Source organism: Rhizobium sp. C4 (genome assembly GCF_021026315.1).
Taxonomy (GTDB): domain Bacteria; phylum Pseudomonadota; class Alphaproteobacteria; order Rhizobiales; family Rhizobiaceae; genus Ensifer_A.
The window spans coordinates 106553-130852 of the sequence record NZ_JAJNCX010000004.1 but is presented as its reverse complement, the minus strand read 5'-3'; the positions used below and the strand labels follow the sequence as shown (position 1 = coordinate 130852).

General features: G+C 61.9%; 29 protein-coding genes. 13 read left to right on the top strand and 16 right to left on the bottom strand.

Annotated elements, in window-relative coordinates; all coding sequences use genetic code 11:
- Positions 1-122: 122 nt before the first annotated feature.
- From LQK84_RS09300 to LQK84_RS09285, 4 genes are all read left to right on the top strand, one after another.
- Positions 123-1244 carry an SbmA/BacA-like family transporter gene (locus tag LQK84_RS09300; protein ID WP_230828428.1) on the top strand — a complete coding sequence of 374 codons (1122 nt, stop codon included), beginning with the start codon at positions 123-125 and terminating at the stop codon, positions 1242-1244.
- A gap of 71 nt (positions 1245-1315) precedes the next feature.
- Positions 1316-2803: a protein adenylyltransferase SelO gene (locus tag LQK84_RS09295; protein ID WP_230828427.1), complete on the top strand. Its 1488-nt coding sequence runs from the start codon at positions 1316-1318 to the stop codon at positions 2801-2803.
- A gap of 104 nt (positions 2804-2907) precedes the next feature.
- Entirely contained in the window at positions 2908-3357 is a 450-nt protein-coding gene (locus LQK84_RS09290; protein ID WP_230828426.1) for a MerR family transcriptional regulator, read from the top strand.
- Positions 3358-3641: 284 nt separating this feature from the next.
- Positions 3642-4037, top strand: coding sequence for a GNAT family N-acetyltransferase (locus LQK84_RS09285; protein WP_230828627.1), 396 nt, complete (start codon positions 3642-3644; stop codon positions 4035-4037).
- Between the two features lie 119 nt (positions 4038-4156).
- Here the strand turns inward: LQK84_RS09285 and LQK84_RS09280 are convergent, their stop codons facing one another.
- The 5 genes from LQK84_RS09280 to LQK84_RS09260 all read right to left on the bottom strand — a co-directional run bounded on the left by LQK84_RS09280 (position 4157) and on the right by LQK84_RS09260 (position 7287).
- Positions 4157-5071 carry a c-type cytochrome gene (locus LQK84_RS09280; RefSeq protein ID WP_230828425.1) on the bottom strand — a complete coding sequence of 305 codons (915 nt, stop codon included), beginning with the start codon at positions 5069-5071 and terminating at the stop codon, positions 4157-4159.
- 85 nt (positions 5072-5156) lie between these two features.
- A complete protein-coding gene (locus LQK84_RS09275; protein ID WP_230828424.1) occupies positions 5157-5594 on the bottom strand; it encodes a c-type cytochrome in 438 nt (145 codons plus the stop codon).
- 291 nt (positions 5595-5885) lie between these two features.
- Positions 5886-6488, bottom strand: a complete 603-nt coding sequence (locus tag LQK84_RS09270) for a superoxide dismutase (RefSeq protein WP_230828423.1) — start codon at positions 6486-6488, stop codon at positions 5886-5888.
- A 176-nt stretch (positions 6489-6664) separates the two neighbouring features.
- Positions 6665-7051 (bottom strand): type II toxin-antitoxin system VapC family toxin, encoded by a 387-nt coding sequence (locus LQK84_RS09265; protein WP_230828422.1) that lies wholly within the window; start codon positions 7049-7051, stop codon positions 6665-6667.
- Positions 7048-7287 (bottom strand): type II toxin-antitoxin system Phd/YefM family antitoxin, encoded by a 240-nt coding sequence (locus LQK84_RS09260; protein WP_230828421.1) that lies wholly within the window; start codon positions 7285-7287, stop codon positions 7048-7050. Before LQK84_RS09260 ends, LQK84_RS09265 begins: the two co-directional genes overlap by 4 nt.
- 242 nt (positions 7288-7529) lie before the next feature.
- On the opposite strand from LQK84_RS09260, the gene LQK84_RS09255 reads away from it, so the two are divergent.
- A complete protein-coding gene (locus tag LQK84_RS09255; RefSeq protein ID WP_230828420.1) occupies positions 7530-8462 on the top strand; it encodes a sensor domain-containing diguanylate cyclase in 933 nt (310 codons plus the stop codon).
- A 44-nt stretch (positions 8463-8506) separates the two neighbouring features.
- Here LQK84_RS09255 and LQK84_RS09250 read toward each other — a convergent pair whose 3' ends face one another.
- Positions 8507-9379: a branched-chain amino acid aminotransferase gene (locus LQK84_RS09250; protein WP_230828419.1), complete on the bottom strand. Its 873-nt coding sequence runs from the start codon at positions 9377-9379 to the stop codon at positions 8507-8509.
- A 170-nt stretch (positions 9380-9549) separates the two neighbouring features.
- Here LQK84_RS09250 and LQK84_RS09245 point away from each other — a divergent pair, with 170 nt between their 5' ends.
- Together LQK84_RS09245 and tam are read left to right on the top strand one after the other, a co-directional pair.
- Positions 9550-10203, top strand: a complete 654-nt coding sequence (locus LQK84_RS09245; RefSeq protein WP_230828418.1) for a haloacid dehalogenase type II — start codon at positions 9550-9552, stop codon at positions 10201-10203.
- A gap of 3 nt (positions 10204-10206) precedes the next feature.
- Positions 10207-10980 carry a trans-aconitate 2-methyltransferase gene (tam, locus tag LQK84_RS09240; RefSeq protein WP_230828417.1) on the top strand — a complete coding sequence of 258 codons (774 nt, stop codon included), beginning with the start codon at positions 10207-10209 and terminating at the stop codon, positions 10978-10980.
- A gap of 211 nt (positions 10981-11191) precedes the next feature.
- Here tam and LQK84_RS09235 read toward each other — a convergent pair whose 3' ends face one another.
- Positions 11192-11560, bottom strand: a complete 369-nt coding sequence (locus LQK84_RS09235; protein WP_230828416.1) for a hypothetical protein — start codon at positions 11558-11560, stop codon at positions 11192-11194.
- Between the two features lie 183 nt (positions 11561-11743).
- Between LQK84_RS09235 and LQK84_RS09230 the strand changes: the two genes are divergently transcribed.
- Entirely contained in the window at positions 11744-13300 is a 1557-nt protein-coding gene (locus tag LQK84_RS09230; protein ID WP_230828626.1) for a helicase HerA-like C-terminal domain-containing protein, read from the top strand.
- Between the two features lie 335 nt (positions 13301-13635).
- Here the strand turns inward: LQK84_RS09230 and LQK84_RS09225 are convergent, their stop codons facing one another.
- Positions 13636-14391, bottom strand: a complete 756-nt coding sequence (locus LQK84_RS09225) for a VOC family protein (RefSeq protein ID WP_230828415.1) — start codon at positions 14389-14391, stop codon at positions 13636-13638.
- Between the two features lie 103 nt (positions 14392-14494).
- Between LQK84_RS09225 and LQK84_RS09220 the strand changes: the two genes are divergently transcribed.
- Positions 14495-14950, top strand: a complete 456-nt coding sequence (locus LQK84_RS09220; protein ID WP_230828625.1) for a MarR family winged helix-turn-helix transcriptional regulator — start codon at positions 14495-14497, stop codon at positions 14948-14950.
- Positions 14951-14955: 5 nt separating this feature from the next.
- On the opposite strand, the gene LQK84_RS09215 is transcribed toward LQK84_RS09220, so the two are convergent.
- Positions 14956-15375, bottom strand: a complete 420-nt coding sequence (locus LQK84_RS09215) for an organic hydroperoxide resistance protein (protein ID WP_230828414.1) — start codon at positions 15373-15375, stop codon at positions 14956-14958.
- Positions 15376-15503: 128 nt separating this feature from the next.
- Between LQK84_RS09215 and LQK84_RS09210 the strand changes: the two genes are divergently transcribed.
- Positions 15504-15959: a MarR family winged helix-turn-helix transcriptional regulator gene (locus LQK84_RS09210; RefSeq protein WP_230828413.1), complete on the top strand. Its 456-nt coding sequence runs from the start codon at positions 15504-15506 to the stop codon at positions 15957-15959.
- Between the two features lie 11 nt (positions 15960-15970).
- Here the strand turns inward: LQK84_RS09210 and LQK84_RS09205 are convergent, their stop codons facing one another.
- From LQK84_RS09205 to LQK84_RS09185, 5 genes are all read right to left on the bottom strand, one after another.
- Positions 15971-16312, bottom strand: a complete 342-nt coding sequence (locus LQK84_RS09205; protein WP_230828412.1) for a DUF982 domain-containing protein — start codon at positions 16310-16312, stop codon at positions 15971-15973.
- A 154-nt stretch (positions 16313-16466) separates the two neighbouring features.
- Positions 16467-17462 (bottom strand): L,D-transpeptidase, encoded by a 996-nt coding sequence (locus LQK84_RS09200; protein ID WP_230828411.1) that lies wholly within the window; start codon positions 17460-17462, stop codon positions 16467-16469.
- A gap of 70 nt (positions 17463-17532) precedes the next feature.
- Entirely contained in the window at positions 17533-17727 is a 195-nt protein-coding gene (locus tag LQK84_RS09195) for a hypothetical protein (protein WP_230828410.1), read from the bottom strand.
- Between the two features lie 110 nt (positions 17728-17837).
- Positions 17838-18431 carry a TMEM175 family protein gene (locus LQK84_RS09190; protein WP_230828409.1) on the bottom strand — a complete coding sequence of 198 codons (594 nt, stop codon included), beginning with the start codon at positions 18429-18431 and terminating at the stop codon, positions 17838-17840.
- Between the two features lie 75 nt (positions 18432-18506).
- Entirely contained in the window at positions 18507-19085 is a 579-nt protein-coding gene (locus LQK84_RS09185) for a TMEM175 family protein (protein WP_230828408.1), read from the bottom strand.
- A gap of 146 nt (positions 19086-19231) precedes the next feature.
- On the opposite strand from LQK84_RS09185, the gene LQK84_RS09180 reads away from it, so the two are divergent.
- Positions 19232-19723: a CreA family protein gene (locus tag LQK84_RS09180; protein ID WP_442966944.1), complete on the top strand. Its 492-nt coding sequence runs from the start codon at positions 19232-19234 to the stop codon at positions 19721-19723.
- Between the two features lie 111 nt (positions 19724-19834).
- Here LQK84_RS09180 and LQK84_RS09175 read toward each other — a convergent pair whose 3' ends face one another.
- Positions 19835-20299, bottom strand: coding sequence for a chemotaxis protein CheW (locus tag LQK84_RS09175; protein WP_230828406.1), 465 nt, complete (start codon positions 20297-20299; stop codon positions 19835-19837).
- 1 nt (position 20300) lies between these two features.
- Complete coding sequence (locus LQK84_RS09170) at positions 20301-22361, bottom strand: methyl-accepting chemotaxis protein (protein WP_230828405.1); 2061 nt, start codon at positions 22359-22361, stop codon at positions 20301-20303.
- A gap of 216 nt (positions 22362-22577) precedes the next feature.
- Here LQK84_RS09170 and LQK84_RS09165 point away from each other — a divergent pair, with 216 nt between their 5' ends.
- Both LQK84_RS09165 and LQK84_RS09160 read left to right on the top strand, forming a co-directional pair.
- A complete protein-coding gene (locus LQK84_RS09165) occupies positions 22578-23177 on the top strand; it encodes an SCO family protein (RefSeq protein ID WP_230828404.1) in 600 nt (199 codons plus the stop codon).
- Positions 23178-23221: 44 nt separating this feature from the next.
- On the top strand, positions 23222-24106 hold the full coding sequence (locus tag LQK84_RS09160) for a 50S ribosomal protein L11 methyltransferase (RefSeq protein ID WP_230828403.1): 885 nt from the start codon (positions 23222-23224) through the stop codon (positions 24104-24106).
- Positions 24107-24300 lie beyond the last annotated feature (194 nt).

Genomic DNA, 24300 nt, shown 5'->3' with positions numbered 1-24300 from the left:
GGAAGGCACCGCCGCGGCCTCTCCACCTGCGGAAAAGAACGGAGTGAGGCCCCGCCCCGATTGGCAATCGGCACCCAACCGGGGTAGAGCTTCAACACCATGATGGCAACGACAGGCAGTCCATGACACCGATCGACCCGATCCGCCCGGCTGAGACCCGCCCCCGCGAAACCGACGCCTTCCGCTTCCAGATCCGCACCGTCTTCGGTTCGCTGCGCCACACGCGCACGAGAACCCGGATCATCTTTCTGAGCATCGGCCTCGTCATCCTCATCTGCCTCACCTCCTATATCCAGGTGCTGCTGAACAACTGGAACGGCCCCTTCTACGATTCGATCGAGAAGCGGGACCTTGGCGAATTCGGCCGCCAGCTCGAAATCTTCGCGCTGATCGCCGGCGCACTCCTGATCTGCAACGTCGTCCAGGCCTGGCTGACGCAGACGGCGACGCTGCTGCTGCGCCGGGGCCTTGCGGTCGATCTGCTCCGGCTGTGGAACAGCTGCGGACGGGCGGTGCCGGCAGAAGCCACGCTCGAGGGCGCCAGAAATCCGGACCAGCGCATCCAGGAAGACTCGCTCAATGTCGCCGACTGGACGGTGTCGCTCTCCATCGGCCTCTTCCAGTCGACCATCCTGCTGCTCAGCTTCGTCGGCATCCTCTGGTCGATCTCGGGAGCCTTCGCCTTCACGCTCTTCGGGCTCCATATCTCCATTCCCGGCTACATGGTCTGGATCGCGCTGATCTATGCCGGCGCCGGCACCTTCCTCAGCGCCGTCGTCGGGCGGCAGCTGGTCGACCAGAACAACCGCCGCGCCGCCTTCGAGGCCGAGTTCCGCAAGGCGCTGGTGGAGGCCAATACCGCACGCGGCACCGACACCGTCACCCGGCAATCTGTCTTTGCCACCAGCTGGCATCTCTACCGCATCTTCTCCAACGTGCTCGCCTCGACACGGCTGATCATCGTCTCGCAGACCAACCTCACCTGGATTTCGGCGGGCTTCGGCTGGGGCGGGCTGGTCGTGCCGGTGCTGGCGGCAGCGCCCGCCTATTTCTCCGGCCAGCTCACCTTCGGCGGACTGATGATGGCGGTCGGCGCCTTCAACCAGGTCAACACGGCGCTCCGCTGGCAGATCAACAACTTCTCGATGATCGCCCAATGGCGCGCCGCCATGCGCCGCATCGTGCAGTTCAAGCTGCAGCTCGAAGTCTTCCGCCAGTCGACCGGACGTCAGGTCCAGATGTGACATCCGTCAATTGATCTTGCGGCGGCAGTCACGCGGCCCCATCTTGAATCAGACTTTGAAAGGACGCCGCGATGCCGCTGATCGGATTCGACAATTCCTACACGCGCCTGCCTGAGCGCTTCTATGCGCCGGCCACGGCAGCCAATGCGTCCGAACCGTGGATGTTCGCCTTCAACGAGCCGCTGGCCCGCGACCTAGGCCTCGATGTCGAGCTTCTGAAACGCGACGGTGCTGCTCTCTTCTCCGGCAATCTGAAAGCCGACGACGCGGCCAATGTCGCGCTGGCCTATGCCGGCCACCAGTTCGGCCATTTCGTGCCGCAGCTCGGCGATGGCCGCGCCATGCTGATGGGCGAAGTGACCGCACCCGATGGCCGCCATGTCGATATCCAGCTGAAAGGCTCCGGCCCCACCCACTTCTCGCGCAATGGCGACGGCCGCGCCGCCCTCGGCCCGGTGATCCGCGAATATATCGTCTCGGAGGCCATGCATGCGCTCGGCATCCCCACCACCCGGTCGCTCGCCGCCGTCACCACCGGCGATGCCGTCTATCGCGAACAGGCGCAGCCCGGCGGCGTGCTCGCCCGCGTGGCGGCCAGCCATATCCGCGTCGGCACCTTCCAGTATTTCGCCGCCCGCGGCGATGAGGATGGCGTCAAGCTGCTGGCCGATCACGTGATTGCCCGCCACTATCCGGAGATTGAAGGCGAAACGGATCGCTATGTCCGCCTCTTCGAAGCGATCGCCGCGCGGCAGGCCGCCCTCATTGCGAAATGGATGGGCGTCGGCTTCATCCATGGTGTGATGAACACGGACAACATGGCCATCTCCGGCGAAACGATCGATTACGGCCCCTGCGCCTTCATGGACGCCTATTCGGCCACCAAGACCTTCTCCTCCATCGACCGCAACGGCCGCTACGCCTATGCCAACCAGCCGGGCATCGGCCAATGGAACCTGGCGCGGCTGGCCGAATGTCTGCTGCCGCTCTTCGGCGACGTGCAGGACGAGGCGATGGAAAAGGCGAATGCCGCGCTGAAAGCCTATGGCGAACGCTTCCAGGCCGAGTGGCTGAAGGTGATGCGGGCAAAGCTGGGATTGGTGCGCGAACGCGAGGACGATCGGAAGCTGATCCAGTCCTTCCTGTCCCTGATGGAGGAAGGCGAGGCTGATTTCACCCTCGCCTTCCTCCGTCTCACGGCCGCGGCTGGAGGTCCGTCGACCGACAGGGAACTTGCAGACAGGGAACTGCGGGGGGAATTCAGCGCTCCCGATGCGGCACAATTATGGCTCGATGGCTGGCGGCTCTATCTGGAGGGCGACCCGGCCACGCCGGAAGAGCGCCAGGCCCTGATGCAGAAGGCCAATCCGGTCTACATCCCGCGCAACCATCGCATCGAGGAAGCGATCCGCGCCGCAGTCGACGACGGCGACTTCTCGCTCTTCGAGGCACTGACCCGCGTTCTCGCCCGGCCCTATGAGGAACAGCCGGGCTATGAGCGCTACAAGGCAGCCCCCCTCAACCACGAGATCGTGCCGCGCACCTTCTGCGGCACCTGACCATCCCCGCTGATCGCCGCCGTGATAACCTGCCTATCGGGCTTGAATGCATGTCAAGAATCCCTAAATCTCCAAGGACTAGAGGTTCAGGAGCGATCTTTGACATGATGACGATCGGCAAGCTTTCCGACACGGCCGGCGTGAAGGTTCCCACCATCCGCTATTACGAGGAAATCGGCCTGATGCCGGAGCCGGAGCGGACGGAGGGAAACCAGCGCCGCTATGTCCGCGCCCATCTCGACCGGCTGAATTTCATCCGCCACGCCCGCGATCTCGGCTTTTCGGTCGAGGCGATACGCGATCTTCTGTCTTTGCAGGCAACCCCGGATGCCCCCTGCCACGATGCCGACCGCATCGCCGCCGACAATCTTGCCGATGTGCGGGCCAAGATCGCCCGGCTGAAGAAGCTGGAAGCGGAGCTCGAACATATCGTCTCCGAATGCGCCGGCGGCCGGGCGGGCGAATGCAATGTGCTGGCGACACTGGCCGACCATGCGCTTTGCGTCACCAATCACGGCCATGCGCATAATCCTCTTGACAACGTATCGAATTGAGGAAATGTTGCAGCCCATGATCGCACAGGTACACACCACGGCTGTATATTTTTGGGGCTACCGTTAACCGGCGGCCGCGATCGATCATATCGACAAGAGGCCGCCTTCGGGGCGGCCTTGTTGTTTTCAGCGGCTCTTCCGAAGGCAAAATGAGGAAGAAGGCAATGCTGAACTTGGAACAGACCATCACGATAGACGAAATCCCGGCGACAACACAGGCGGCTGAAGCCGCGCGCGTCAGCGTGCGCCGCGTGCAGAAGGCGGATCTCTTTGCGCTTGCCGCCATGATCGAGGCGCTCGCCGCCCATCACGGCGACAAGACGGCGAACAGCGCCACCAAGCTCGACCGGGATCTCTTCGGCGACCAGCCCTTCGCGACCGCCTTCGTCGCTGAAACGGGCGGGGAACTGATCGGCTACGCCCTCCTCTATCCCGTCTACCGCGCCACCGAAGGGGAACGCGGCATGGAATTGCACCACCTCTTCGTCAAGGACGGCCATCGCAGCGAAGGCATTGGCCGCCATCTGATCGACCGCGCCAAGGCCCATGCCCGCACACTCGGCTGCGACTTCCTCGGGCTCGGTGCCGCCACCGGCAATTTCGCCGCCTACAAGTACTACCAGGGCCTCGACTTCAAGGCCTACCCGGCAACCGGCATGCGCTTCCGCACCAGCCTCTGACGCTTTGATGAAAGGCTGGCGCGCCGGTTACCTGCCCGGTTCACCAGCCCAATGAAAATTGCCCGCGCAGGCCTCCGCGCGGGCAATTTTATCGATAATCAAACAATCCGATAATGGAATTACTTTGCCGGAATGGCCTTCAGATAGGCCGCGATCGCCGCACGATCTTCCTTCGTCAGATGCGCCATGTTCTGCTGCACAGCGACCATCGAGCCGCCGACGCTGTCGAAATCCGGCGTGAAGCCCGTCTCCAGATAGTTGGCGATATCGGCCCCGCTCCACGTGCCGATCTCCTTGGAGCCCGGCGTGATATCAGGGATCGTACCCTTGCCTTCCGGGTTCGGCCCACCGGCCAGCCATTGGCTCGTCTTCAGCCCGCCGAGAATGTCGCGCGGCGTGTGGCACTCGCCGCAATGGCCCGGGCCCTCGACGAGATACTGCCCGCGCTTCACCTCGGCCGAGGCATTGGCGATCTCGACGCGCGGCTGATCGTTCAGATAGAGCAGCTTCCAGCCGCCCAGCGTGAAGCGCAGGTTGAACGGAAAGGCCAGATCGTGCTCCGGAGCGACATTGTCGCTCTTCGGCAGCGTCTTCATATAGGCGAAAAGGTCGCGGACATCCGCGTCCGACATGCGCGAATAGGAGGCATAGGGAAAGGACGGGTAGAGGTGGCGCCCCTCCTCGTCCACGCCGCGCTTCATGGCCGAGGCAAATTGCGCCAGCGTCCACTTGCCGATGCCGGCCTTCTCGTCGGGAGAAATGTTCGGCGGATAGAAGGTCCCGAACGGGGTCGGCAGCGGCACACCGCCGGAAAGCACCAGTTTGGCATCGCCTTCCGCGCCCTTGGCCGCATGGCAGCTCTCGCACCCGCCGGCCCAGAAGATCGTCTCACCGTTCTTGACGTCCGCGGCGCCGAGATTGGCGAATTCGCTCTCCGGCAGGGGCTGCGGCCGGGTGATCCAGAAGAAGGCGCCCGCGCCGACAATGCCGATGCCGATCAGGGACAGGAGGGATTTGGTGAGTGCCGATGCCATGGTGCGCGCTCCTGAAGCTCTGCCCAAAACGGAAAAAGGGCGCTGCCCTCAAGAAAGGGAAGCGCCCGAAACGACCCGGAAGGTCTTACTTCTTCAGGCGGAAATCCTGATGGCAGGCCGAGCAGACCTTGCCGATATCGCCGAGAGCGGCACCAACAGCCTTCTGGTCAGCCGGCGGTGCGGCGAGCAGCTTGTCGGTGACCGAAGCGAGTTCCGTGGCATGGCCCTTGAAGCCGGCCATGTTTTCCCAGATTTTCGGGCTTGCAGCGCCGTCAGCGTCCGGCTTGCCGGCCGGGAACAGCGTCGGGAATTCCTTGATGGTCGTGTTGATGGTCGTCAGCGCGGTCTTCACGACGGCTGCGTCATAGGGCTTGTCGCCCTTGGCAATGCCGGCGAGCTGCGCCGTTGCGCCGCCGATCTTCTTCATGTCGGCTTCGCGCTTGTCGCCAAACTCGCTGGCGGAAAATGCGGCTGTTGCGCCGGCAAGACAGATAAGGGCTGCAGCAAATGTTCTCTTGATCATCCGGAATCTCCATTGTTCGCCCCGGCGGGGCTGACCGGGACTACCACATGACTATCCCGGTGCGATCACTTCAAAATCACATTCCGGTGAAATTCAGGCGACAGGGTCACAATAATTCAGAGAATCCGGAAAAACAGACGCCAAATCAAAGACCTGCGGCCAAAACCCCTATTGTTCACATATAGCGAACAGTGTGGTCGCAACTGTCTCCAAAAGCCGTTGAAAAACGGTCACAAACAAAAGCCCGCCGCGCGGGGCGCAGCGGGCTCTGAAACAAGATCGTAAAAAGCCTTACTTTGCAGCGGCTTCGTACATTTCCAGGACGTAATCCCAGTTGATCAGGCTGTCGACGAAGGCTTCGAGATACTTCGGACGGGCGTTGCGGTAGTCGATGTAATAGGAGTGTTCCCAGACGTCGACGCCGAGAATCGGCGACGCACCGTGAACGAGCGGGTTCTCGCCGTTCGGGGTCTTGGAGATTTCGAGCTTGCCGTTCTTGACCGAGAGCCAGGCCCAGCCGGAACCGAACTGCGTCGTGCCGGCAGCGATGAAATCGGCGCGGAACTTGTCGTAGCCGCCGAGGTCGCTGTCGATCGCAGCCTGCAGCTTGCCCGGAAGCGACTTGCCGCCGCCATTCTTCTTCATCCACTTCCAGAAATGGATGTGGTTGTAGTGCTGGGCAGCGTTGTTGAAGAGGCCGGCATTGGTGCCGAAGGACTTCTTGACGACTTCCTCGACCGAAAGGCCGCCGAGACCGGCTTCTTCAGCCAGCTTGTTGCCGTTGGTCACATAGGCAAGATGATGCTTGTCGTGGTGATATTCGAGAGTTTCCTTCGACATGAAGGGCACGAGCGCTTCGTAGTCATACGGAAGTGCGGGAAGTTCGAAAGCCATCTTGGTCTCTCCTTGGTGTCCATTACGGGGATTGAAGCGGATGCAGTGGAACATAGGTGTGTGACAGTTGCGAGGCAACCGCAAGAGCCGGAAAATTTGACGCTTTTCGCAATATGAAAAGGCCGGCGCAGCCACGTCTCGCGCCCTGCCTGCGATGCCAAACGGCAGGATTTCGCTCAAATTGGCAGGATGCCGGCCTTGTGCGCGATCAGCCCCGGCTTGGCGCTCATCAGCATCAGCCCCTCATAGCGGGCCTGTGCCAGCAGCAGCCGCGCGAAGGAATCGACCGGCAGGTCTTCGAATTCCTGCACCGCCATCGCATGCTCCGAGCGCACCGGCACCTCGCGATAGCCGGCGTCGAGCAGGCCCCGGCGCAGCATGCGCACATCGACCGGCGGGCCGTCGAAACTGGCGGCGCCGCGCAGCCCGATCTCCCAGATGCTGGCGGCGCTGAAATAGAGTTCGTTGCCCTCGTCGAGGATCAGCCGGCGCGCCTTGTCGTCGAGATGAACGCTATCGGCCGCGACCCAGACCAGAACGGGCGTATCGAGCAGGATCTTCAAAAGAAGCCTCCCAGCAGCCCATCGACGGAAGCGCCGCCCGACAGATCGAGCGAGTCCGCCCCCTTCACATGCCCCTTCAGGAAACCGATGCGGCCCGACGACGGCTCCACCTCGATCGGCACGATCTTCGCAACCGGCTTGCCCGCCCGCGCCAGGATCACGGTGTCGCCGCGCTCCACCTCCTCGATCAGCCGAGACAGATGCGTCTTGGCCGCATGCACATTCACCTGCCGCATGATGATCCCCCGAAAGCGAGCTAAGTCCACTTGGTCTAGGGCAAGCAGCAGGTGGTTTCAAGCATGCAAACGCCCTGCCCCATTTGATGAGAGGACACCAAAGATGCGCGTTTTGCTAGGTGTGGTAAGTTTTCGGAAGCTTTTGTTATGTAAAATTTAGCCACTGTCAATTTGACGCGCAGCGCTCAGACAACCCCGCGCGCAGAGCCGGTTCGTCTGAGGGGGCAGACGAAAGGTTAGGGATGCTGCAATCGTTTGGGACTGACAGATCGACAAAAGAGGCCTTCGATCGCCTCACCAGTCTCGTGAAGGACATCTTCAACGTCGATGTCGCCGCAGTCTCGTTGATCGAGGGAAATCGACAGACGTTCAAGTCCATCCAGGGCCTCGACCTGACGGAAATCCCGCTGGAGGCGAGCTTCTGCCGCGCGACCTGGCGCAAGGGCGTGCCGGTCATCATCCCCGATACGGCCAGGGACGAGGAATTCCACGATCATGCGCTGGTGAATGAGGAGCCGCGCCTGCGCTTCTATGCCGGCGTCATCCTGCGCACATCCGAAGGGACCCCCATCGGCACCATCTGCGCCATCCACACCAAACCCCGCATCTTCTCGGACAAGGAACTGCGCGTCCTGGAAAATCTCGCGGAGATCGCAGCAAGCGAATTCGAGCTCAGGGAGTTCGCCCATCGCGACGCGCTCACCGGTGCGCTGACGCGGCGGCAGTTTCTCAAGGAAGGAAGCCGGCTCTGCGAGATCGTGGCGCGCAAGGGGCTGGACGTCTCGGTCATCATGCTGGATGTCGATCACTTCAAGTCGGTCAACGACCAGTTCGGCCATGCCTCCGGCGATGAGGTCCTGCGCTCGCTGGTCGCCGCCTGCCGCGCCAATCTGAGGGATTTCGACCTCGCGGGCCGCCTCGGCGGCGAGGAATTCGCCATCGCTCTCGAAGCGACGAACCAGCATGCAGCGCGGACCGCAGAGCGCCTGAAGCGCGCAGTGTCGCGGCTTCAGTTCACCTTCGACGAAACACCCGTGCGCATCACCTCAAGCTTCGGCGTGGCGATGGTTCATCCGGGAGAACACGACCTCGACGGCGCCCTGCTCAGGGCCGACAAGGCGCTCTACAAAGCCAAGGCCGAGGGCCGGGACCGCGTCGTCATAAGCGACCTGTAGACTGCCAGCCGAGTTGAGGGGCCGCCTGGACGGCGTTTCTCCCCTCACCCATGCGCCCAATCAAAGTAAAGCCCATAGGCCCTCTCCGTCACCGGCCCCTTCTGGAAGTGGCGATCGTCGAGCTGGATGACCGGCTGGACCTTCGAATAGTTGCCGGACATGAAGACCTCGTCGGCATTCATGAAATCGCTGACCGAAAGGGTGGCCTCGCGAACCTCGACGCCCGCGCCGCGGAGCAGCTTCATCACGCGCGAACGGGTGATGCCGGCCAGGAACGTGTGGTTCTCGGCCGGCGTATAGGCCACGCCATCCTTGACCATGAAGATATTGGCCGAGCCGGTTTCGGCGACATTGCCCAGCATGTCGCGCACCAGCGCATTGTCGAAGCCGCGTGAGCGGGCCTCGGACAGGATGCGGCCGTTGTTGGGATAAAGGCAGCCCGCCTTGGCATTGGTCGGCATGCATTCCATCGTCGGACGGCGGAAGGGCGAAAGCGTCAGCTTGATGCCCGGCTGGTCCTTCGGCGGCATGGCAGCCTCGAAGAGGACGAGGGCAAAGCGGGTCGATTCCGGATCGACGGCGACGAGCCCCGCGCTGCCGGATTCGCCCCAGTACATCGGCTTGATATAGAGCGGGCTCGAACCATCGAAACGGGCAATGCCTTCGCGAGCAAGGGCCTCGATCTCTTCGGGCGTCTTCGTCGGCTTCAGGCCGAGTGCGAGCGCCGAACGGTTGATGCGCTGGCAATGCAGGTCGAGATCGGGCGCCACGCCGTCAAACCAGCGCGCACCGTCGAACACCGAGGAGCCGAGCCACATGGCATGCGTCGAAGGCCCCGCGACCGGCGGATTACCCGGCAGCCATTCGCCGTCGATATAGTTCCAGGTGGTGATCTTCGTGTCCGCGCTGCCATGCATGGCCGCCTCCTTCATTCGATTGCGGCGGCCAATGAAGGCTCATTTCGGCGCCACGTCAACCCGAGGCAAATCGGGAATATATTGACGCGAACGTCAATCTGCCTCATTTTGCGCCGCACAATGGGGAGCCGGCAAACAATTGTCGCGGCTCAATAAAAACCGGACGGGACATGTCATACGCAGCCTATGTTTTCGATGCCTACGGAACGCTTTTCGACGTTCATGCGGCCGTGCGCCGGCATGCGGGCGACGTGGGACCGGACGGGCAGCTCTTCTCCGACGTCTGGCGGTCGAAGCAGCTGGAATATTCCTGGGTCCGCGCACTGATGGGCGGCTATCAGGACTTCTGGGCGCTGACCGAACAGGCACTCGACTATGCCTTCTGGCGCGTGCCGAGCGTCAACAAAGCCTTACGCGACAAGCTGCTCGAAGCCTATTGGAAGCTCGACTGCTATCCGGAAGTGCCCTCCACGCTGAAGACCCTGAAAGCCGGCGGCGCGCGCATCGCCATCCTCTCCAACGGCTCGCCTTCCATGCTGGCGGCAGCGGTGAAGAACTCCGCCCTCGACATGATGATCGACGACATCTTCTCCGTCGACGAGATCCGCACCTTCAAGACCGCGCCGCAGGTCTATGACATGGTGACGACCAATTACCGGCTCTATCCGGGCGCCGTCTCCTTCCAGTCGTCCAACCGCTGGGATGTGGCGGGCGCCACCAAGTTCGGCTTCCGCACCGTCTGGATCAACCGCGCCAACGCGCCGGACGAATACAAGGACTACGGTCCCTCCCTCATCCTCCCCTCGCTCAACGGATTGGAATAGCCCATGGCCTGGTCGCCGGCGCAGTATCTGAAGTTCGAAGACGAACGCACCCGCCCCGCCCGCGACCTTCTGGCCCAGGTTCCACTCGATGCACCAGCTCTTGCCATCGACATGGGCTGCGGCCCCGGCAATTCGACCGAACTGATCGCCGAGCGCTTTCCCGACGCCCGCGTCGCGGGCATGGATAGCGACGAAAACATGCTGGAAGCGGCGCGCAAGCGCCTGCCCGATCTCACCTTCTCGCATGGCGATCTGGAAACCTGGCTGCCGGGCGAAAAGGCCGACCTGCTTTATGCCAACGCGGTCTTCCAATGGGTGCCCGACCAGCTTGCTGTGCTGAAGCGGCTGATGGCAAATGGATTGAAGCCCGGCGGCGTGCTGGCGATCCAGATGCCGGACAATCTGACCGAACCGACCCACCGGCTGATGGAGGAGACAGCGCTTTCCGGCCCTTGGGCGGCGCGCTTCGCCGGCGGCAAGGGCAAGCGCCCGCTGCTGCCGAGCCCGGCCGACTATATGAATGCGCTCGCCCCGATCTCGACGCGCGTCGATCTCTGGCACACGATCTATTATCACCCGCTTGAAAACGCGGAGGCGATTGTTGAGTGGGTGAAGGGAACGGGCCTGCGCCCATGGCTCGATCTGCTGGAGGAAAAAGACCGCCCGGCCTATATCGAAGCCTATACGGATGCGGTGCGCAAGCACTATCCGCCGCTCGAAAATGGCCGCGTTCCGTTGCGCTTCCCGCGTCTTTTCATAGTCGCAACAAAGGCTTGATTAAATACGATTATCTGAATCTTAGATTTTGGAGATTTCGGATAATCAAGATAAGTGATTATAGTATTGAATGCGGCAGCCACCCTCGGCGCACCGAACCGCCCTCCCCGAATTCATACAAAGCCAACGCCGAAATTTTCGTTAACGGCCCGCAGAAACGAAAAGGCCCGGCACTAAGCCGGGCCTTCCAAACAGCAAAACGGAAAACGGATCAGACGAACTGCCCGAGACCCGGAACCGAAGCAATCACGTCGTCAACGACCTGATCGCCGGCATACTGGCGGGCAACCGACATGGTTTCCTTGGCAAGCGAGGTGATCTCGCCCATGCCGAGACCGGCGCTCATCAGCTGCTGGCCGAGCGCCATGATGCCGCCGCCGAGCAGGCTGCCGAGGAAACCGCCGCCGCCGTTCTGTGCCGCTGCCAGCTCTTCCGCGCCCGGGATCGCCGCGATCATGGCCGACACGGCTTGATCATCGCCTTCCTTCTTCAGGAAGGAGAGCATGAGGCCGATCGCCTTTTCGGCAACGGCAGGCTCGAGGCCAACAGCATCGGCAACCTTGGAAACCAGTTCGTTCATGAATTTCTCCCGTAGAGTCAATATTGACGTGAACGTCAACGTAATAGAATTCGTGCCGGAAAACAAGCAGCCCATCGGCCTCTTGTTGCCGCAATGACCCTGTCACCATATAAAATCATGTCTACGATTCAATGAACAGTCGCCAGCCCTGACGGGCCGGCTAGGGGAGCGCACCGCATGACGATGCAAGTGGACGGAAAGATCTATATCGGCACCAGCCGCAAGCCGGACGACAGCATCAACAAGGGCGAATATCTCGAACTGAAATATGGCAACCGCCACGGCCTCGTCACCGGCGCAACCGGCACCGGCAAGACGGTGACGCTGCAGGTCCTGGCCGAAGGCTTCTCCAATGCCGGCGTGCCGGTCTTCTGCGCCGACGTGAAGGGCGACCTTTCCGGCATCGGCGGCAAGGGCGAGCCGAAGGACTTCCTCGAAAAGCGCGCCAAGGAAATCGGCCTCGACGATTTCGCCTACAACAAGTTCCCCGTCATCTTCTGGGATCTCTTCGGCGAGCGCGGCCACCGCATGCGCGCCACCGTCACCGAGATGGGCCCTCTCCTGCTCGCCCGCATGATGGATGCGTCCGACGCGCAGGAAGGCGTCATCAACATCGCCTTCAAGCTCGCCGACGAACAGGGCCTGCCGCTTCTGGACCTCAAGGACTTTCAGGCGCTGCTGACCTACATGTCGCAGAACGCCAAGGAAATCTCCAGCCGTTACGGCCTCGTCTCCCCGACCTCGGTGGGTGCGATCCAGCGCCAATTGCTGATCCTCGAACAGCAGGGCGCAACGAGCTTCTTCGGCGAGCCGGCGCTGAAGATCTCCGACCTCATGCGCACCACCTATGACGGGCGCGGCTATATCTCGGTGCTCGCGGCCCAGAAACTGATGCTGAGCCCGAAGCTCTATGCCACCTTCCTGCTCTGGCTGCTTTCCGAACTCTTCGAGGAGCTGCCCGAAGTCGGTGACCCGGTAAAGCCGAAGCTCGTCTTCTTCTTCGACGAGGCGCATCTCCTCTTCAAGGACGCGCCGAAAGTGCTGCTCGAGCGCATCGAACAGGTCGTCCGCCTCATCCGCTCCAAGGGCGTGGGCGTCTATTTCGTCACGCAGAACCCCGCCGACGTGCCGGATACGGTTCTCGCCCAGCTCGGCAACCGCATCCAGCATGCCCTGCGCGCCTATTCGCCGAACGAGGTAAAGGCCGTGAAGATCGCCGCCGACACGTTCCGGCCCAATCCGGATTTCAACGCAGTGGAAGTCATCTCCAATCTCGGCACCGGCGAGGCGCTGGTCTCGACGCTGGAAGCCAAGGGCACGCCCTCCATCGTCCAGCGCACCCTCATCCGCCCGCCGTCCTCGCTGCTCGGCCCGCTCAGCGACGATGGTCTCGCCGAAGTCCTGTCGCAGACGCCGATCGATGATGCCAACGACACCGATCTCGACCGCGTCTCGGCCTATGAAATGCTCGCCGGGCGGGCGCAGGCGGCCGAAAACAAGCAGCAGCAGGGCGAAGCTCCGCATCAGGAAGACGTCCAGCCGCCGGACGGCACGCCGGGCAGCAACCGCTGGACTCTGCCGGACCTCGGCTCGGTACTCGGCGGCGGCGGCACGACCAAATCCGGCGGCCGCCAGCGCGAAACCGTGGTGGAAGCCGCAATGAAATCGGCGGCGCGCTCGGTGGCAAGCTCGCTTGGTCGCGCGCTGGTACGCGGGATCCTGGGCAGTCTGAAGAAATAGGGGCGCGGCCTCCCCTTCTCCCCTCGGTGAGAAGGTGGCGCGAAGCGCCGGATGAGGGGGCTCGCGGGCAATTGCGCGGCAAGCCTGGAAGATGCCTTACCCCCCCTCTGCCTTGCCAGGCATCTCCCCCGCAAGGGGGGAGATTGAACTGCGGCACGCGCCGCGCAGCTCATTCATGTTTCAAGACACGGCAACCGTCTATTTCAACCTTCAGGCTCCAGCAAAACATCAGGAGGAGCCGAACGCACGCCGCTCTGCCGATCTCCCCCCATGCGGGGGAGATGTCCGGCAGGACAGAGGGGCGTGCCCAGTCCACAGACTGTCGCCCGTCGCCCCTACCGCTTGCCCGCCGTCAGCGCGAAAACCGCGCCTTGCGGATCGATGCCCTCGACAATCCAGGCATCCCCCGGCACCGGGTGTGGCCCGTTGGTGATCGTACCGCCGTTTTCCTTGACCCGTTCGACGGCCGCATCGATGGCATCAACCGTGATATAGAAACCCCAGAATGGCAGCGGAACCTGATCGTGTTTCTTCATCATGCCACCGATGTCCCGCCCCTCGTTGGCAAAGAGCTGGTAGACGCCCATTGCCCCCATCGGCACCGCCATGGATTTCGTCCAGCCGAACAGGCCGGAATAGAATGCAAAAGCCTCGTCGAGATTGCCGGCGTTCAGCTCGTTCCAGCCGAAGGTTCCGGGTGATCCCTGCTTCGGCATCTCCGGCATCGGCCCTTCCGGCATGATGGGCTTGAACAGATAGAAGGTCGCTCCATGCGGATCGGCAACGACCGAGAAACGGCCGATGCCTGGAATATCCGTCGGCTCCATATGCACGGCACCACCGAGCGCAGAAACCTGCGCCGTCTTCGCCTCGACACTGTCGACAAAGACATAGCCGATCCAGGCAGGCCGCGCACCGCCCGCCTGCATCGGCGGCGTCAGCGCCATCATGCCGGCAGTCCCCATGTCGAAACCGGGGATCTTGAACAACGTATAGTCCATGCCGCCGGCGGTCGTGTTGCCCGCCTTCTCGACCGCCCAGCCCACGACAGCGCTGTAAAACCGCGCCGCTGCCGCAGTATCTGTGGTCATCAGCTCATGCCAGATAAAATTCCCCTCGCCTGCCATGGTTTCCTCCGCCATAGTGAAAATTCGATATTTGACTATAGGTTGATACCAACATAATATGACATTCATGTCAAACGCCGAGACCGTCCCCTATTCGACAACCATGCATGTGCGCGATCACTGCCTGTGCCTCCATACCCAGCGGGCGGCGCGTGCGCTGGCGCGGCGGTTCGACCGTGCCTTCCGGCATCTGGGGATCAATAACGGTCAGTTCTCGCTGCTGATGTCGCTCAATCGGCCCGAGCCGCCGGCGATGTCACCGGTCGCAGACCTGCTTGCCATGGACCGCACGACGCTGACGGCCGTGCTGAAGCCGCTGACGCGGCGCGGGCTGGTGGAAATTGTGCCGGGAGAGAAGGATCGGCGCGAAAAGCGGCTCAAGCTGACGCCCGAAGGCCTTGCCCTGCTTGCGCAGGCAACCCCCATCTGGATTGCCGAGCATGCCGAGGTCGAAACGAAACTGCCGCAGGGCGACGGGGATCGCCTGCGGCAGAATCTGCTGATCATTTCAAAAGACGTCTAGCGGTCTCAGGCGAGAACGGCAGAGACTTCCTTCGGGGTACGCATGGCGTGGCTGTAGGGGCAGACCTGGTGTGCCTTGGCGACGAGGTCTTCAGCCTGCGCGCGGTCGAGGCCCGGGATCGAAACCGAAACGGCCGGATGCACTTCAAAACCGCCTTCGCGCGGGCCGATGCCGACGCTGACCGAAACATTGGTTTCTTCCGGCAGCTTCACCTTGGCCTGGCTGGCCACGAAGCGCAGAGCTCCGAGGAAGCAGGCAGCATAGCCGGCTGCAAAAAGCTGTTCCGGGTTGGTGCCGCGCGCGCCGTCGCCGCCAAGCGCCTTCGGCATCGTGAGGTTCAGGTCGATGACGCCGTCATCCGACTTCGTGTGGCCGGTGCGGCCGCCGCCGGTTGCCGTCGCATTCGCAGTGTAAAGTACAGACATTTCGATCTCCATCCTTCAAGGGTTGCTGTTGCATTTTAAATAGCGCATAATTATATTGTGCGCAATAGGATTTTGCAGAATTTTTGTCCGCCTGCTATCAAGAGGTGGGGAATTTGGGGATTAAGGCCATGAAACCGCATGACAATGTGCTGAAACTCGAGCAGCAGCTCTGCTTTGCAGTCTATTCTGCCGCCCACGCGTTCAACCGGGCCTACAAGCCGCTTCTGGATGCGCTTGGCCTCACCTACCCGCAATATATCGTCATGATGGTTCTGTGGGAGCGCAATTCCCAGACGGTCAAGGAGATTGGCGCCAAGCTCGATCTTGATTCCGGAACGCTGTCGCCGCTGCTGAAACGGCTTGAAAAGCTCGGTATGATCAACCGCACGCGCGACGAGAACGACGAGCGGCAGGTGGTGATTTCGCTGACGGAACAGGGCAAGGCCGCGCGCAGGCAGGCGCTCGACCGGATTGCGCCGGCCATCGGCTATCTGGTCGGCTGCGGCGTCGATGATCTGGATGAAATGCGCAACAGGGTGATCAAGCTGAAGACGGCACTCGACAGCGCCGCCTCCCACGATTGATCCGGCCGGGTTCAACCGGCCCCCTCAAGCCCGGCGGAGCGGGAGAGCCCGTCGCGGGTGAAAACCTGCCCGAACTTGCGCGTCTTGCTGACCTTGCGATCCACCTGCGGAACAAGAATGCCTGACTCGACACAGGCCGAGACGAAAGCCTTGCGGGCGTCTTCGACGGGGACGAGCCGCGCCAGCGCGCCACCCAGAACCTCGACGGCCTTTGCATGACGCTTGCCACGCGGGGACGGCCACTCGTGCTGCAGGCAGTCGAGCGCATCGTGGACGCAATCGAACTGCCGATCGGCGCCATTCCCGAACGTAACCATCACCGGCGTGGTCCAACGCACAGAGACCAACATCATCATAAAGCTCCTCGCATTCTCATGCACATTCAGTGCCGGACAAAGAACGGCCACCCGGCGCGAATGTTCCTTCGACCGGGACCAGAGATGAGAGGATTTTATGAAAATCGATTCGGTGTCTCTGACCTGGGTCAGTTCCGCCGATAGATGAGGTCTACATCACCACGATGACAGCGCCGTCGCGCACCCGGTTATACAGATCGACGACATCCTGATTGTACATGCGCACGCAACCGGACGAGACCTGCTTGCCGATCGACTGCCAGTCAGGCGTCCCGTGGACGCGGTAGAGCGTGTCCTTGCCGTCCTTGTAGATATAGAGCGCCCTCGCCCCAAGCGGATTGTCGATGCCGGCGACCATGCCACCGCGAACCTTGATATTGTTGATATCCGTCGAGGCCTCGGCCATGCCGTCGGTCGGCGTCCAGCGCGGCCATTGCTGCTTGTAGCGGATGACGCCGCGGCCGGACCAGGCATAGCCCTGCCGCCCGAGACCGACGCCATAGCGCAGCGCCCGGCCGTTGCCCTCCACCAGGTAGAGGAACCGTGCGCGGGTATCGACCACCAGCGTCCCCGGCTTCTCCGTCGTCGGATAATCGACCTTCTGACGCAGCAGGTCGGGACCCACGCGCTCGATCGGAATGGCGGGCAGAAGATGCCCGGAATCATCCATCGGCCCGTAGCGGTTCCAGACATCCGCGTCGAGTTTTGCAACCTTCGTCTGCGGCTCGGGATCGGAGAGGCTTGGCTTGACGGAAGACTGTTCGCCGAGCGACGACGGCGCGGCGGGGTAATAGGCCGGTTGGCCCCTCACCCGCGACGGATCAAGCTTCGTCGACGTGGCCGGCGACTGATAGGTCGTCTGCGGCGGCTGCGATCCCTGCGGCTGAAGCGCATAGGGCGTGCCGGTCGGGCGCATGAAGACCGGGAAGGTCTGGTCGCCGAAGCGCTCCGCGTTCATCGACCCGGTATCGGGGAAGAACGGGATCTTCGACGGGTTGCGGGCATCGCCGACAATCGGCCTGCCATCATCGAAATCGACCGGACGTCCATCCGCACCGACACAGGCCGAAAGCGAAAGCGCCAGACCGGCAGCCACGAACAGCCTCGGCAGGGCAATTCCAAGCTTTGCGGTCACATGCTCGATCATGGGCGGTCTCCGGACAATCATCGTCGTCCGGCTTTATGCACCGCCCGGCTGGCGCGTGGCTTTCTTCGCGTCAGGCATTGCGCGTCAACGCGAAGACATGCCTGCCGACAAGCCAGGCAACCGGCAGCGCGATCACGGCACCGGCAAGCGCCGAAAGCGCGATGTCCGATCGCCCGAAATGGCCGAGCGACAGAACCGCCGTCACCGCAACCCCTGCAAAAACAGTGGCGACAAGCACGTAGAGAATGGCAATGAGCCGAAACATGGAAGCATCCCTTTCCTCTTGAAAACAGGGAAAAGGCTACGCCGTGGCACCCCTTCTGCGTTGATCCATCTCAACTAAAATATGATAATTCTAATGTGTCTTGTCGGCCGTCAAGTTTCGGGCGCCGAAGCGATGGAAAACCCCTCTTCGAAACGCTTGTCCGGAATGAACCACATCGCCGCAACCAGCACGAAGATGCCGAGCGAAAGCAGTGGAGAGATGAAAGCCGCCGGCACCGCGACGAGATAGGCCGCCGTCGACAGGTTGCCCTTCCAGTCTCCGCCGAAGGCCTTCGCAAAATCGGAATCACGGCCATGGATGGCAATGAGGCGATGCGCCAAGATGTAATAGGCGAACGCGGCCATCAGCATGACAACGCCGTGGATAGCGACCGGGATCGTCGAGAAGTAGCTCTCCCCCATCCACTCGGTGGTTGCAGGCACAAGGGAGAGCCAGAAAAGCAGATGCAGGTTCGCCCAGAGCGCGCGGCCCGTGATGCGCTTCACCGCATGCAGCATGTTATGGTGATTGCTCCAGTAGATCCCGAGATGCACAAAGCTCAGCACATAGGCGAGAAAGACCGGCCCGAGCGGCTCCAGATCCTGCAACGTGTATCCATGTGGCATCTTCAAATCCAGCACCATGATCGTGATGATGATCGCGATCACGGCGTCGGAAAATGCTTCCAGCCTGCCTTTCGTCATGTGCCGCCCCCAGCTCTTTGCAACCCAATGTAGCAGCAAGCGGAGTACGTGCAAGACGCATGCGGGAACGGCGCGTCAGGACGACGAAAGCGCCCGCTCGAAGCGCCGATCCGGGATGAGCCATACGGCGGCGACCGCGATATAGATGGCAATCGAGATATACGGACTGACGAAGGCGGCCGGGATCGCCAGAATATAGACGATCGCCGAAAACGTCCCCTTGCGGTCGCTACCCAGCGCCCGCGCAAACTCGGATTCACGGCCATGAATGGCGATGAGATGATGCGTCAGGATGTAATAGGCAAAAGCCGCCATCACCATCACGAAGCCATAGACCGCGACCGGCGTCTCGGCAAAATGGGTCTCGCCCATCCACTCCGTCGTCACCGGCACCAGTGAAAGCCAGAACAGCAGATAGAGATTGGCCCAAAGCGTGCCCCCGGTCACCCGCTTGACGGCATGGATCATGTGGTGATGGTTGCTCCAGTAAATCCCGATATGCAAGAAGCTCAGCACATAGGCAAAGCCGACCGGCCAATAGGGCACGAGATCCTGCAATGTCTCGCCATGCGGCACTTTCAACTCCAGCACCATGATCGTGATGATGATCGCGATCACGCCATCGGAAAATGCTTCCAGCCTGCCTTTTGTCATTTCCAGCCCCCAAAACCCCTGCAAACGACTGTAGCAGCAAGCTTTTCCCATGCAAGACGGATTGAAAGCGGCGTCCCCGCTTTCTATGTCTGATGCGAAGGCGACGCTTCGTCGCGACTATCGAGGAAGGAAAATCCATGAAGCGCATGGCACAAGTTGCGGCAGCAATGGCTGCGACAGTCGTTCTGTTCAGCCCTGAGGCCCGCGCCGAAGTCGTCGGCCAGGTCGGCGTCGACTGGATGGGCAACGATATCATGATCGACGCGCTGACCGATCCGAAGGTCAAGGGCGTGACCTGCCATGTCACCTATTTCGACCGCTCCGTCGTCGACCGCCTGAAGAACGGCAAATGGTTCGAGGATCCGTCGAACAACTCGATCGCCTGCCGCCAGACCGGCCCGATCGAGATCGGCGATATCGACCTCGGCAAGGGCGGCGAGGAAGTGTTCAAGTCGGGTCTCTCGCTGATCTGGAAGAAGCTGGTCGTCAACCGCATCTACGACAAGCAGAACGACACGCTGATCTATCTCGTCCACTCACGCCAGATCATCGACGGCTCGGCCAAGATGTCGATCTCGACCATCCCGCTCTATAACCAGAACGTCACCTGGGAAAAGGGCAAGCCCGTCGCCAAGTGACGGCACCCGCCTCGCCTTTGGCCTGAACCACAAATGGCAAACCCGCCCCCGGCGCCGACCAGGCGCTGGGAACGGGTCATCAGTTCAACCGATCTTCCTGACGGCGGCTGCTCAGGCCGCCATCGACAGTTCGTCGGCAATGACGGTGTCGAGGTTGAGGAAGCAGACCATGTTCTTTTCGAGCGCGACGATGCCGCGGCAGAAGGCGCGCTGGGCTTCCGGAATGATTTCCGGTGCCGGCTGCAGGTCTTCGGACTTGATCGACATCATGTCGGACACCTGCTCGACCAGAAGGCCGACGAGCTTGCCCTTGATGTCAGTGACGATGATGGCGGAGCGTTCCGACGGTTCCGTCATCGGCATGCCAAGACGGCAGGCCATGTCGATGACCGGGATCACCGCACCGCGCAGGTTGATGAGGCCGAGCACGTAGCGCGGCGTATGCGGCATCGGCGTCACCGGAGCCCAGCCGCGGATTTCGCGGATCGCCATGATGTCGATGCAGAATTCCTGTTCTCCGAGATGGAAGGAGACGATTTCCAGATAGGCTCCGGACTGTTTGATAACGTTGGACATTTCAGAACTCTTCCCATTGATCGGTTGAAGGAGAAGCTTGCGCGCTGACGCGCTGGCCGGAAGACTGGAGGGTCGACGACTTGGCCGGCGCCGGCGATCCGCCGAAGGCGTTTTCGAGACGACCCATGAGCTTTTGCGCCGGCGACGTGCGCGGCCGCTGCCCGGGCTGGGCCGGTGCGATCGCGGGCTTGAAGCCGGTGGAGACGACCGGCGCGCGCGGCGGGATCGGCGTGTTGGTATGCATGGAAGACCGTTCGGCCCGTGCCTGCGGCGCCATGCCGAGTTTGGTGCGGAACTGCGAGATGACGCTTTCCAGCCGTGTCGTGTCTTCGTTCAGCGTCTGGCAGGCAGCGTTGGTCTGCTCGACCATGGCCGCGTTCTGCTGCGTCACATGATCCATCTGGCCGATGGCCGTGTTGATTTCGGCAAGGCCGGCATTCTGTTCGCGCGCGGCATTGACGATCGAGATCATGTGTTCGTTGATCTTGACGACGTCCGCGCCGATGTCGCGCAGCGCCTGTCCCGTTGCGGTGACAAGCTCCGCACCCGTCTGCACTTCTGCACTGGAGCGGGCAACGAGCTGCTTGATGTCCTTGGCGGCAGTCGCCGCCCGGTTGGCAAGCTCGCGCACTTCCTGGGCAACGACCGCAAAGCCCTTGCCGGCATCACCGGCACGCGCGGCTTCCACGCCGGCATTCAACGCCAGAAGGTTGGTCTGGAAGGCGATCTCGTCGATGACGTTGATGATCTTGCCGATTTCGGCAGAGGCGCTTTCGATGCGCTCCATGGCCTGCATCGCTTCGCGAACGACGGCGGTCGACTTCTCGGCCTGAACCTTGGTGCCGCCCACCATCGCGCCGGCCTCTTCGGCCTTGCTGGTCGAGCCGCGCATGGTGATGGTGATCTGCTCCAGCGCCGAGGAGGTTTCCTCGAGCGAGGCCGCCTGCTGTTCGGTTCGCTTGGCAAGATCGTCCGCCGCCATGCGGATCTGGACGCTGCTCGAATGGATGGAGGAGGACTGGTCGGTAACATTGCCGATGACGGTGCTGAGACGCGTGACGGCGGCATTGTAATCCTGGCGCAGGCGTTCGAGATCTGCGCGGAACGGATCCTCGATCTGCTGCGTCAGGTCGCCTTCGGCAAGACGGGCCAGACCGCCAGCCAGAATGGTAACGCAACGGCGGATTTCTTCCTCGTCTCGCTGACGCTCGGTTTCGTTCTCGCTGCGCTCGCGGTCGACGCTGAGACGTTCAGACTGCGCTGCGGCTTCCACCCTCTCCTTCTCGACCGTCGCCTTGCGAAGGATATCGGCAACGCGGGCAATCTCGCCGATTTCATCGGCGCGCGTCGTCCCATCGACGGTGGAAGCGATATCGCCCTCGGCGATACGGTTCATGCTGCGCCGAACGGCGTTCAGGCCCTTCAGGATATTGCGGGACTGCCAGGCAATCAGGCTGCCCGCCAGGATGACGGCAATGACGCCGATCAGCAGCTGAATGAGCGCCGACTGCTGCGCCTGGTCCATGGCGACAGACACCTCGCGCTGCTGAGCCTTGCCGGTCGCTGCAGAGACGACATCTAGAACGGCCTGAATGCGGCTTCCCGTCGAGTCGATAACGTCATCAATCTTGTCGAATTCAGCATCCGGCGCTCCGCCGGTCACCAGCGCCGGCAACTGCTCTCCAGCCGCCTTCACAATAATATCCACGTCCGCATTCAGCGCACTTGCATCGATAGCAAGACCCTCTGACTTCGCGAAAGATGCGACTGTCGCTGAACCGCCCTTGAGCACCTTGATGCTCGTTTCAAGCATGGCTTTGCGCTCAGCGCTGACCTGCCGCTCGGCACGGTCGATAATGATGTCCATCGAGGCCAGCCGCAGCTCCTCGTTGGCAAAGCGCAGGTCCGTGACCTGCCGGTCGATCCCGTCGATGATCTGAGAATGCGCAAGCGCCCCCGAAACGGTGCTGCTGGAATACCAGCCGACCACGACAAGAGAGCCGATGCCGATGAACGCCGCAACACCAGACACCCACAATCTCTGGCTGACAGAAAGTTTCATATGAACGTCCTTAGCAATAGAGCCGCCCCGAGGCTCTGGATGTATCGACACTGACAAACAACTTTTAAAGATTTGCTAACTCAAACGCCCAGTTTTCCGACGTTGCAACGCAGGGGCGTACCAATTGCCCGCTGTGACAAAGTGGCTGTTTACCGCCGCCTGAAGGCGCACTAAAACGGCCTCTCAAGAAACCGAAGAAAACGGGAGAGCCGCGACATGAAAAAGGCCAGCCTCATCATCTGGATCGCGATCATCGCGCTTGCGGGCTTCCTTGGGTGGTTCACGCTGGAATATACGAAGGACAAGCAGCAGGTTGCCGACGGCCCCTATGGCGTCCCCTTCCAGCTCGTCGACCAGACCGGCAAGCCGATCACCGAAGCCGCATTCCGCGACAAGCCGGCAGCCGTCTTCTTCGGCTATACCCATTGCCCGGATGTCTGCCCCACCACCCTCTTCGAAATGGACGGCTGGCTGCAGAAGGTCGATCCGGATGGCACGAAGATGCATGCCTATTTCGTCACCGTCGATCCCGAGCGGGATACGCCGCAGATCATGAACGACTATGTGTCGAATGTTTCGAAGCGGATCACCGGCATCTCCGGCGACCCGGCAAGGATTGCCGAAGTCGTGAAGGGCTTCCGCATCTATGCCAAGAAAGTGCCGATCGATCCCGCCAAGCCCGACGGCGACTACACGATGGATCACACGGCCTCCGTCTTCCTGCTGAACAACGGCGGTCGCTTCAAGGGAACCATTGCCTATGGCGAGGATGCCGACGTGGCGGTGAAAAAGCTGGAAAACCTGATCAAGGGCTAGTAGAGCCTACCCCCGATAACCACCCGCAACATTGGGGGAATGCCGTGAGCGAAGTCCGTCTTTACATCAACGCCAGCGAGAACGACTGCGCCATCATCCTCGACCGCCTGGGCGCGATCTTCGAAGACGGCGAATATGCCGTGACGACGATGGAAATCGACGAGGCGAACGATGTGTGGGAAACCGCCGTCTACACGATGCAGGGCGACGAGGACGGCGCCAGAGCCGCCTTCGAACAGGCCCTGACCTCCGGCTACGAACATCTGGAAATCCAGCGCGAACTGCTGCCCGATACCGACTGGGTGGCAAAGTCGCTGGAAGGCCTGCAGCCCGTCCGCGCCGGCCGCTTCCTGGTCCATGGCTCCCATGACCGCGACCGCGTGATGCCGGGCGATGTGGCAATCGAAATCGATGCCGGCCAGGCCTTCGGCACCGGCCATCACGGCACGACCGCAGGCTGCCTCGAAATGCTCGACTGGGTTCTGCGCTCGCGCAAGATCAAGAACGCGCTCGATCTCGGCACCGGCAGCGGCGTGCTGGCAATCGCCGCCCGCAAGATCCAGCCGATCCCGGTTCTGGCGACCGACATCGACCCGATCGCAACCCGCGTGGCGCGCGAAAACGCCCGCAAGAACGGCGTCGGCGCCGGCCTTCGCTTCGAGACCGCTCCAGGCTTCCACCACGGCGCCTTCCGGCTGAACGGCCCGTTCGACCTGATCATCGCCAACATCCTGGCAAAGCCGCTGATGAAGATGGCGCCGGACCTCGTCCGCAACCTCGTACCCGGCGGGACGGTGATTCTGTCCGGCATTCTCGCCAGCCAGCGCCTCAAGGTGCTCGCAGCCTATAACGGCCAGCGCCTCGCCCATCGCCGCACCATCTGGCGCAACGGCTGGGTGACCATCGTGCTGGAACGCGGCGCGAAATAATAAAGCAATTCAACTTAGTTATGCGCATCAGGCATGCCATTTGGCGGGCCCGCAATCCTCTTGCGGGCCTGTTGCGGGCTAGCGATTTGCTGCAATGCACAAGACGATAGGCAAAGAAAAAGGGCGATGCCGGGAGGAGGTGGCATCGCCCTTGGATCAGCTAGGCTGATCGCGTCCCGGCATTGGGAGGAGGA

Bases quoted from the DNA above. Each gene is read 5' to 3' on its own strand.
- tam (WP_230828417.1), top strand. From the start codon at position 10,207: ATGGCCTGGTCGCCGGCGCAGTATCTGAAGTTCGAAGACGAACGCACC.
- LQK84_RS09180 (WP_442966944.1), top strand. From the start codon at position 19,232: ATGGCACAAGTTGCGGCAGCAATGGCTGCGACAGTCGTTCTGTTCAGC.
- LQK84_RS09170 (WP_230828405.1), bottom strand. From the start codon at position 22,361: ATGAAACTTTCTGTCAGCCAGAGATTGTGGGTGTCTGGTGTTGCGGCG.
- LQK84_RS09235 (WP_230828416.1), bottom strand. From the start codon at position 11,560: ATGAACGAACTGGTTTCCAAGGTTGCCGATGCTGTTGGCCTCGAGCCT.
- LQK84_RS09250 (WP_230828419.1), bottom strand. From the start codon at position 9,379: ATGCATGGCAGCGCGGACACGAAGATCACCACCTGGAACTATATCGAC.
- LQK84_RS09270 (WP_230828423.1), bottom strand. From the start codon at position 6,488: ATGGCTTTCGAACTTCCCGCACTTCCGTATGACTACGAAGCGCTCGTG.
- LQK84_RS09295 (WP_230828427.1), top strand. From the start codon at position 1,316: ATGCCGCTGATCGGATTCGACAATTCCTACACGCGCCTGCCTGAGCGC.
- LQK84_RS09195 (WP_230828410.1), bottom strand. From the start codon at position 17,727: ATGTTTCGGCTCATTGCCATTCTCTACGTGCTTGTCGCCACTGTTTTT.
- LQK84_RS09210 (WP_230828413.1), top strand. From the start codon at position 15,504: ATGAAACCGCATGACAATGTGCTGAAACTCGAGCAGCAGCTCTGCTTT.
- LQK84_RS09285 (WP_230828627.1), top strand. From the start codon at position 3,642: ATGATCGAGGCGCTCGCCGCCCATCACGGCGACAAGACGGCGAACAGC.
- LQK84_RS09280 (WP_230828425.1), bottom strand. From the start codon at position 5,071: ATGGCATCGGCACTCACCAAATCCCTCCTGTCCCTGATCGGCATCGGC.
- LQK84_RS09165 (WP_230828404.1), top strand. From the start codon at position 22,578: ATGAAAAAGGCCAGCCTCATCATCTGGATCGCGATCATCGCGCTTGCG.
- LQK84_RS09275 (WP_230828424.1), bottom strand. From the start codon at position 5,594: ATGATCAAGAGAACATTTGCTGCAGCCCTTATCTGTCTTGCCGGCGCA.
- LQK84_RS09220 (WP_230828625.1), top strand. From the start codon at position 14,495: ATGTCAAACGCCGAGACCGTCCCCTATTCGACAACCATGCATGTGCGC.
- LQK84_RS09175 (WP_230828406.1), bottom strand. From the start codon at position 20,299: ATGTCCAACGTTATCAAACAGTCCGGAGCCTATCTGGAAATCGTCTCC.
- LQK84_RS09255 (WP_230828420.1), top strand. From the start codon at position 7,530: ATGCTGCAATCGTTTGGGACTGACAGATCGACAAAAGAGGCCTTCGAT.
- LQK84_RS09300 (WP_230828428.1), top strand. From the start codon at position 123: ATGACACCGATCGACCCGATCCGCCCGGCTGAGACCCGCCCCCGCGAA.
- LQK84_RS09185 (WP_230828408.1), bottom strand. From the start codon at position 19,085: ATGACAAAAGGCAGGCTGGAAGCATTTTCCGATGGCGTGATCGCGATC.
- LQK84_RS09225 (WP_230828415.1), bottom strand. From the start codon at position 14,391: ATGACCACAGATACTGCGGCAGCGGCGCGGTTTTACAGCGCTGTCGTG.
- LQK84_RS09200 (WP_230828411.1), bottom strand. From the start codon at position 17,462: ATGATCGAGCATGTGACCGCAAAGCTTGGAATTGCCCTGCCGAGGCTG.
- LQK84_RS09230 (WP_230828626.1), top strand. From the start codon at position 11,744: ATGCAAGTGGACGGAAAGATCTATATCGGCACCAGCCGCAAGCCGGAC.
- LQK84_RS09190 (WP_230828409.1), bottom strand. From the start codon at position 18,431: ATGACGAAAGGCAGGCTGGAAGCATTTTCCGACGCCGTGATCGCGATC.
- LQK84_RS09245 (WP_230828418.1), top strand. From the start codon at position 9,550: ATGTCATACGCAGCCTATGTTTTCGATGCCTACGGAACGCTTTTCGAC.
- LQK84_RS09215 (WP_230828414.1), bottom strand. From the start codon at position 15,375: ATGTCTGTACTTTACACTGCGAATGCGACGGCAACCGGCGGCGGCCGC.
- LQK84_RS09260 (WP_230828421.1), bottom strand. From the start codon at position 7,287: ATGCGGCAGGTGAATGTGCATGCGGCCAAGACGCATCTGTCTCGGCTG.
- LQK84_RS09290 (WP_230828426.1), top strand. From the start codon at position 2,908: ATGATGACGATCGGCAAGCTTTCCGACACGGCCGGCGTGAAGGTTCCC.
- LQK84_RS09205 (WP_230828412.1), bottom strand. From the start codon at position 16,312: ATGATGTTGGTCTCTGTGCGTTGGACCACGCCGGTGATGGTTACGTTC.